The organism is Cellulomonas algicola, from assembly GCF_003851725.1.
GTDB lineage: Bacteria > Actinomycetota > Actinomycetes > Actinomycetales > Cellulomonadaceae > Cellulomonas > Cellulomonas algicola.
The window spans coordinates 1-1,325 of the sequence record NZ_BHYL01000442.1; the positions used below are offsets into that span (position 1 = coordinate 1).

Annotated in this window: 1 protein-coding gene; it reads right to left on the reverse strand. The window is 74.3% G+C overall.

The window, feature by feature from the left end:
- Window positions 1-291: 291 nt before the first annotated feature.
- Window positions 292-1,325, reverse strand: a 1,034-nt coding sequence (locus CTKZ_RS20590) for an AAA family ATPase (RefSeq protein WP_148090543.1), incomplete at its 5' end; no start/stop codon positions are given.

Consider the following 1,325-nt stretch of genomic DNA (forward strand, 5'->3'; position numbering starts at 1 on the left):
GCCGCGGTCTGGTCGGCGTCGGGGTGCTTGCGCGCCGCCCAGCCCGCGCGGAACGCGCGCCACGGGCCCGTGCGCTCGTCCCCGGGCGCGCCGGAGCCCGCCGCGACGCCGGCGAGGATCAGCACGGCGAAGGCGACGAGGAGCGACACGAGGATCCCGACGAGCACAGCCACGGGTCCATCCTCCGCGCCCCCGGGGCCCGACGCGCGCGACGTCACCCGCGCGGCGGGCAGCCCTCACACGATCTCCACACCCGCCGCCCGGCTCGTCCCGGTCGCCCGGGTCCGGGGGTCAGACGGCGACGTCCTCGCGCATGCGCTGGCTCACGACGGTCGTGACGCCGTCGCCGCGCATCGTCACGCCGTAGAGGGCGTCGGCGATCTCCATCGTGCGCTTCTGGTGCGTGACGACGATGAGCTGGGAGTCCTCCTGCAGCTCGCGGAAGATGTCGAGCAGCCGGCCGAGGTTGGCGTCGTCGAGGGCCGCCTCGACCTCGTCCATGACGTAGAACGGCGACGGCCGCGCCTTGAAGATGGCGACGAGCAGCGCGACGGCCGTCAACGACCGCTCGCCGCCGGACAGCAGCGACAGACGCTTGACCTTCTTGCCGGCCGGGCGCGCCTCGACCTCGATGCCCGTGGTGAGCATGTCGTCGGGATCGGTCAGCACCAGGCGCCCCGCACCGCCCGGGAACAGGCGCGGGAAGACGACGTCGAACGCGGCAGCGGTGTCGCGGTACGCCTCGGCGAACACCTGCTCGACGCGCTCGTCGATCTCCTTGACGATCTCCAGCAGGTCCGCGCGCGACTTCTTGAGGTCGGCGAGCTGGTCGGTGAGGAACTTGTGCCGCTCCTCGAGCGCGGCGAACTCCTCGAGGGCCAGCGGGTTGACACGTCCGAGCAGCGACAGCGCGCGCTCGGCAGCCTTGAGCCGTTTCTCCTGCTGCTCGCGCACGAACGGCACAGCGGTCGGCGCGTCGGCGTCGGGCTCGGTGCCCGGCGGCAGCACGACGGGCACGTCGCGGTGCGGGCCGAACTCGTCGAGCAGCACCTGGGGGTCGAGCCCGAGCTCCTCGACCGACCGGTTCTGCAGCTGCTCGATGCGCAGGCGCTGCTGGGTGCGGGCGACCTCGTCGCGGTGCGCGGCGTCGGTGAGCTGCGCGAGCTCGCGCGCGAGCTCGTCGACCCGCGCGCGCGTCGCGGAGAGCTGCTGCTCGCGCTCGGTCCGGGCGGCCTCGGCGGCCTCGCGCTCGGTCGACGCCTGGCGCAGCGAGCCCTCGATCGCGGCGAGCGCGTGCGCGGCACCCTGCCCGACCGCGACGGCCG